We start from the raw sequence: 5818 nt of genomic DNA, 5'->3' as shown, positions 1-5818 counted from the left end.
TGGTGTTTGTCGCCGTTGTTTGTCGTGGCCCCCATTTTTTTTGGGGGCCGCTCCCCCCCCCCGGGGCCCCACCCCCCCCCGCCACAGGTTATCCCTCGGCCATAACGGTGTGTTACTGCAGTTGAAGTGTCGAATTGAACTGACTGATCGCATCCACCACATGCCGTGACCCTTCCTGAATCTCCAGGATCACCTGCCCCGCCTCATTCGCCAGTTCCACCCCAAGCCCCGTGCGGCTCAAGCTCGACTGCATGCTCGATACCGCGCTGATCGACAGGTCGTGGTTCTTGCGCACCACATCCACAATCTCGATCGTCGCCTGGCTGGTGCGCGCCGCCAGACTGCGCACCTCGTCCGCCACCACCGCAAACCCGCGCCCATGCTCACCGGCCCGGGCCGCTTCGATTGCGGCGTTCAGCGCCAGCAGGTTGGTCTGGTCGGCAATGCCACGGATCGTCTGGACGATGCTGCCAATGATGTCCGACTGCTTGCTGACCGCGTCGATACTCACGGCGGCTTCGTTCAGGTCGCGGGAAATTTCTTCGATGATCTGTACGGTCTGCTGCACCACTTCCGAACCCTTGCGAGCGCAGGCGTCGTTCTGCACCGAGGTGGCGTGGGCCGAGTCGGCAGCCGTGCGCAGGGTGGTGACCTGGTCGGTGATGTCACTGGCGAACTTCACCACTTTGTACAGGCGCCCGTTGGTATCGAAGATCGGATTGTAGGAAGCTTCCAAAAACAGCGTCTGACCGTATTTGTTTTTGCGCTCGAAACGATGGGAGTGGTACTCGCCGCGATTGAGGGAAGCCCAAAACGCCTTGTAGGTCGGCGACTCGGTTTCCTGGCGATGGCAGAACATGCTGTGGTGCTGGCCGACGATCTCGCCGAGGGAATAGCCCACGGTCTTCAGGAAGTTGTCGTTGGCATTCAGGATCTGGCCCTGTGGCGTGAATTCGATCACCGCCATTGAGCGGCCGATGGCGTCGATCAGGCTCTGGTTTTCATGCTCGCGGTGAATCCGTGCGGAGATGTCCGAGGCGACCTTGATCACGCTCTGCACCTGGTTGTCGGCACCGAGCACCGGCATGTAGCTGGCTTCCAGCCACACTTCCTGGCCATGCTTGTTCAAGCGCATGAAGGTGCCGCTGAGGGGCTCGCCACGGCCCAGGTCGCGCCAGAGCTTGGCGTAGGCGTCGGTGTGGGTGTAGGCCTCTTCGCAGAAAATCCGGTGATGCTTGCCGCGAATTTCTTCGGCGCTGTAGCCCATGGTCTTGCAGAAGTTTTCATTGGCATCCAGCACGATGCCGTCGCGATCAAACTCGATCATTGCCATGGAACGGCTGATGGCGGCCAATTTGGCTTTGGCTTCGGTAAGGGCACAGGAGAAGCGTTCGATTTCCAGCAGGTCGGATTTGTGTTGGCGGTTGAACATGTCAGATCACCCTTTATTATCCCGACGCCCACGCGGGCGCATTCCATTCACGGTTTGAATCTTGATCGCAGACCTTTATGGGGAAACCTATCCGAAACGCTTTATATGCCGAGCGTCATCAACGGTTCTGGGTGAGCATAGACAGGCGTTGGCGCTATGCAAGGCCACTAGTCAGCCAGCATTTGCAACAAAGCATTAACCGCATCGGAGGGTGGTTGGTGGCGTGAAGTCACCAAGGCAAACTCGCGGTGCACCGGCGCCATCAACGGCATCACGCGCAAGCCATGGCGCTGGGCTGGCAGGGTCATCTCGGGCACCAGGGTTACGCCCACGCCTTCGCGCACCAGGCTGAAGGCGCTGTTCCATTCCCGCACCTCCACCCGCACCTCACGCAACACCAGGCCGGCTTCCTGGGCCAGGCTGCGGGCGTTGACGGTGCAGCCGCCGGTGGCCAGCACGAACGGTTGCTCCACCAGTTCTTCCAGGGTGACCGTGGCCTGGGCCGGGCGCCGGGAAAACACATGGGCCATCGGCAGCACGGCCACCCAGTTATCGCGCCCCAGCACCGCCGCACTGCGCTCCGACGGTGGGTTGAGCACCACGCCCAGGTCGATCAGGTTCGCGTCGAGCAAGGTATTCACTTCATCGTCCGTGACTTCCAGGGCCGTGACCTCGATGCCCGGGTAAAGCTGGTTGAACCGGCGCAGCAGCGGCGGCAGAAACACCGCCAGCACCATGGGGAAACTCGCGATGCGAATCGTCCCACGCAGCATCGGCCGCGCTTCATCCACCGTGGTGCGAATCGCCTGCAAGGCCCCCAGCATTACCCGCGCCTGCTCAATCACCTGCAAGCCCAGAGCGGTGGGCACGGTCTGGCGCGCCTCGCGGGTGAACAACTGCGCCCCGAGATTGGCTTCGATAGCGGCCATCGCCTGGCTGGCAGCGGACTGGGTCATGCCCACCCGTTCAGAGGCGGCGGTGATACTGCCGTTGTCCGCCACCGCCACCAGCAGGCGCCAGTGCATCAGGTTCATCATGACAGTAGCTGTCCTTATGGCAGAATTCTGAAAGATTAATTTTACGCAAGGTGCCACGCCCGTGAGACTGAAGGCAACTGTCCTGCGGAGTTACCTTGATGAAGCTGTATTTTTCCCCGAATGCCTGTTCCCTCGCCTCCCACATCGTGTTGCGGGAACTGGCCCTGCCGTTTGAATTGATTCGCGTCGACAACCAGAAAAAGCTCACGGCTGACGGTGATGATTTCTTGCAGATCAACCCCAAGGGTTATGTCGCCGCGCTGCAACTGGACAATGGCGAGGTGCTGACCGAAGGCGCCGCCATCCTGCAATACCTGGCCGACCAGGTGCCGGCGGCGGGCCTGGCGCCGGTCAATGGCAGTTGGGAGCGGGTGCGTTTGCAGGAGTGGCTGAACTTTGTCTCCAGCGAGATTCATGGCGGGCTGGGGGTGTTGTTCAAGGACGCGATTCCAGATGACGTGAAGGCGCTGTTCAAGGCCACGCTGTTCAAGCGGTTTGCGATTCTGGTGCAGACACTGGAGCGCCAGGATTACCTGCTGGGCGCGCAGTACTCGGTGGCGGATGCGTACCTGTTTGTGGTGCTGCGTTGGGCGGGGTTCTTTGATATCGACTTGCAGCAGTGGCCGGCGTTGGCGAAGTTTCAACAGCGGATCGGTGAACGCCCGGCAGTGATTGCCGCCCTGGCCGCTGAAAACCCATGACCTGAAATGCAGTAAAAAATGTGGGAGCTGGCTTGCCTGCGATAGCGATGGTGAATTCAACACCGCTATCGCAGGCAAGCCAGCTCCCACAGTTGAGCTTCTTTGATTTAGAGAATGGGGTTCAAGCCTGCGTTCTCGATGAAGGCGGCCAGGGCCAACACATCCACTGACCCCGAGCGATCCCGATCCAGGTGCGCCACCTGGCTGCGCACCGCCTGATGAATACGCCGGGTGCCCTCGCCCAGTTCAACGCTGCCGCGCAGGTCTACTGCCTGCGCCGCCACGATCAATTCGATACTGCCCAGCCACACCACACGCTGCACCAGTTGCCGGGTTTTCTCGATCACCGCCAGCGCCTGCCCCGCATAATCTTCCACGCGATCCGCCACCGGCACACTCACCGCCGGGACCGGATTGGCCAGGTGCCCGATCTCCGCCACCAACGCCGAACTGGTGCGCTGCAACGCGGCCATGCCCACGTGCCCGGGCTGGTTGATCAGAAAGCGCGGCAGTTCACTGGAGGCCGGTGACAACAGCTTGGCAATCCGCTCGGCGCTGCACACCGCCACGCGACTCAAGGCCAGGCCCAAGCCTTCGGCCGCCAGCGCCAAATGTGTGCTGTCGAAATTCGCCGTGGCGAGCACCAGCGCCTCTTCGCTGATCAACGCCGGATTGTCCGCACCGCTGGCCAGTTCCAGTTCGATCAACTCGCGCAATGCCTGCACTGCCTGTTGCGCCGCGCCCTGAACCACCGTGGCACAACGAAAGCTCAGCGGGTCCTGGAGCCGGCGTGGGTTATCGGCCAATTCGCCGCCCGCCAGCAACGCCAACAAGGCCGCTGATTGCCCGCTTTGCCCCGGCGCCGGACGCAACCGCGAAGCCCATGGCTGGAACGGACTGAGGTTGGCCCGATAGCCTTCACACGACAACGCCAGCCCCGCCAACACGGCCTGCAATGCCTGTTCGGCCTCGGCCACCAGCAACGCGCCGAGGCCGATACTCGCGGAATTGGCCGACACCAGCGCCAGGCCATCCTTGCCCGTCAGCGGCACATTCAGCGCCAGGCTCAAATGCGCCAACGGCGCCAGGTCGCTCTCGCCCAACGAACCGAGCAACGGCACCTCGGGCTCGACGCCGGAGTTGAGTAACGCCAACAGCGCCTGCGCTGCACCCGGTGAAATACCCGAACGCCCTTGGGCCAATCCGGCCAGGCGAGCTGCGGTGATTGCCCGTAGTTCCTGTCGATTGGCCAGGCGCCCCACCCCCACCGCACGCCCCAGTGGAATGCTGGCCTGCACCGGCGCGACCTGCGTATCCACTGCCGCACCAAGGCCAGTGGTGACGCCGTAAATCGGCGTGCCTGTCGCCACCAGACGCAGCAACAGTTGATGGCCTTCGTCGATGCGCTGGCGGGCCACTTCGCTGAAGTCAGCCGGCGCGTCTTGCCGGGCAATTGACAGCAGATCCTCAATTGCCAAACCCGCGGGATCGAAGTGAATCATGCCCAGCGCAGCCGCTGGCCGATCCCCAGGCGTTTGGATTTTTCCAGCAACGCATGGCCCAACGCGATATCGCTTAGGCTCAACCCACGGTGCCAGAACAGGATGGTTTCCTCGGGGGATTCCCGACCGGTTTTCAAGCCGGCCACGATCTGCCCCAACTCGGCATGCAAGGTCTCGGCGCTGAGTTTTCCCGCGTCGACATGAGCGCGCAAGGCGCCAAACATCCCGCCTTTGCACTGGCCCCAATCGTCTACCACCAACTTGTGCATGATGTCGGTCAACGACAGTTCCACCGCGCTCATGGTGCCGTAGGGCACCACGAACGCACCGGGTTTGATCCACTCGGTGTGCAGCAAGGGTTGCGGCTGGTCCAGGCGTGAGGCCTCCACCACGATGTCGGCGCCGCGCACCGTGGACTCCCAATCGTCGGTGACAATCACCGGCTTGGCGAGGTCGCGACGCAGGCGTTCGGCGAAGGCTTCGCGGCTTTCGCTGCGGCGCGAGTGCACGCGGATTTCGTCGAAGTCGAACAGGTGGTCCAGCAGCCGCACGTTCCAGTAGGCGGTGCCACGGGCGCCGATGTGCGCGAGGATTTTACTGTCGGGCCGGGCCAGGTATTTGGCGCCGATGGCGGTAACTGCGCCGGTGCGCATGTCGGTGATTGCCGAGGCGTCGAGGATGGCCTTGGGGATGCCGGTGGCCGGGTCCAGCAGGTTGAGAATCGCCAGTTCCGAGGGCAAGCCCTTGCGGTAGTTGTCGACGAAATCCCCCACCACCTTGACCCCGGCGTAGCCGATCGCGCCGCCCAATACGCCGCGCAGCACGTTGAAGTGGCCGTTGATTGCGCCGCCGGGAATCAGGTGCATGCGCGGCTCGATCACCGCCTCGCTGCGACCCTGGATGGCCAGGCTGGATTCGATGGCGTTGAGGATTTCGTCGTTGGTCAGGGCCAGTTCGTCGATGTCCAGGCCGTTGAGAAAGTCGATGTAGATCGGTTGCATGGTCTGCTCACTGATGGGTTACGAAGGTCGGCGCTGAAGATGCTTTTATGGGGTGAGGGGGCTTGCTGTGGCGAGGGAGCTTGCTCCCGCTGGAGTGCGCAGCGCTCCCAGGATTTTGGGGCCGCTGCGCAGCCCAGCGGGAGCA

At 62.5% G+C, this 5818-nt stretch carries 4 protein-coding genes and 2 pseudogenes; 1 reads left to right on the top strand and 5 read right to left on the bottom strand.

Translation table 11 applies throughout. The annotated features are described in order from the left end of the window. Positions 1-112: 112 nt before the first annotated feature. The 3 genes and pseudogenes from M2400_RS33715 to M2400_RS33320 all read right to left on the bottom strand — a co-directional run. Positions 113-532 (bottom strand): annotated as a pseudogene (locus M2400_RS33715) (methyl-accepting chemotaxis protein); the annotation flags it as partial. A 171-nt stretch (positions 533-703) separates the two neighbouring features. Further along, positions 704-1327, bottom strand: a pseudogene (locus M2400_RS33710) (PAS domain-containing protein); the annotation flags it as partial. Between the two features lie 272 nt (positions 1328-1599). After that, positions 1600-2469: a LysR family transcriptional regulator gene (locus tag M2400_RS33320; RefSeq protein ID WP_259201406.1), complete on the bottom strand. Its 870-nt coding sequence runs from the start codon at positions 2467-2469 to the stop codon at positions 1600-1602. 98 nt (positions 2470-2567) lie between these two features. Here M2400_RS33320 and gstA point away from each other — a divergent pair, with 98 nt between their 5' ends. Next, positions 2568-3170 (top strand): glutathione transferase GstA, encoded by a 603-nt coding sequence (gene gstA, locus M2400_RS33315; protein ID WP_177131144.1) that lies wholly within the window; start codon positions 2568-2570, stop codon positions 3168-3170. A 107-nt stretch (positions 3171-3277) separates the two neighbouring features. Here gstA and M2400_RS33310 read toward each other — a convergent pair whose 3' ends face one another. Together M2400_RS33310 and M2400_RS33305 are read right to left on the bottom strand one after the other, a co-directional pair. After that, entirely contained in the window at positions 3278-4672 is a 1395-nt protein-coding gene (locus M2400_RS33310; RefSeq protein WP_259201408.1) for an aromatic amino acid lyase, read from the bottom strand. Next, positions 4669-5673 (bottom strand): ornithine cyclodeaminase family protein, encoded by a 1005-nt coding sequence (locus M2400_RS33305; RefSeq protein ID WP_259201410.1) that lies wholly within the window; start codon positions 5671-5673, stop codon positions 4669-4671. Before M2400_RS33305 ends, M2400_RS33310 begins: the two co-directional genes overlap by 4 nt. Positions 5674-5818 lie beyond the last annotated feature (145 nt).

The sequence above is a fragment of the Pseudomonas sp. BIGb0558 genome (assembly GCF_024807515.1).
GTDB lineage: Bacteria > Pseudomonadota > Gammaproteobacteria > Pseudomonadales > Pseudomonadaceae > Aquipseudomonas > Aquipseudomonas yamanorum_A.
This window is presented reverse-complemented; position numbering and strand designations above follow the sequence as displayed.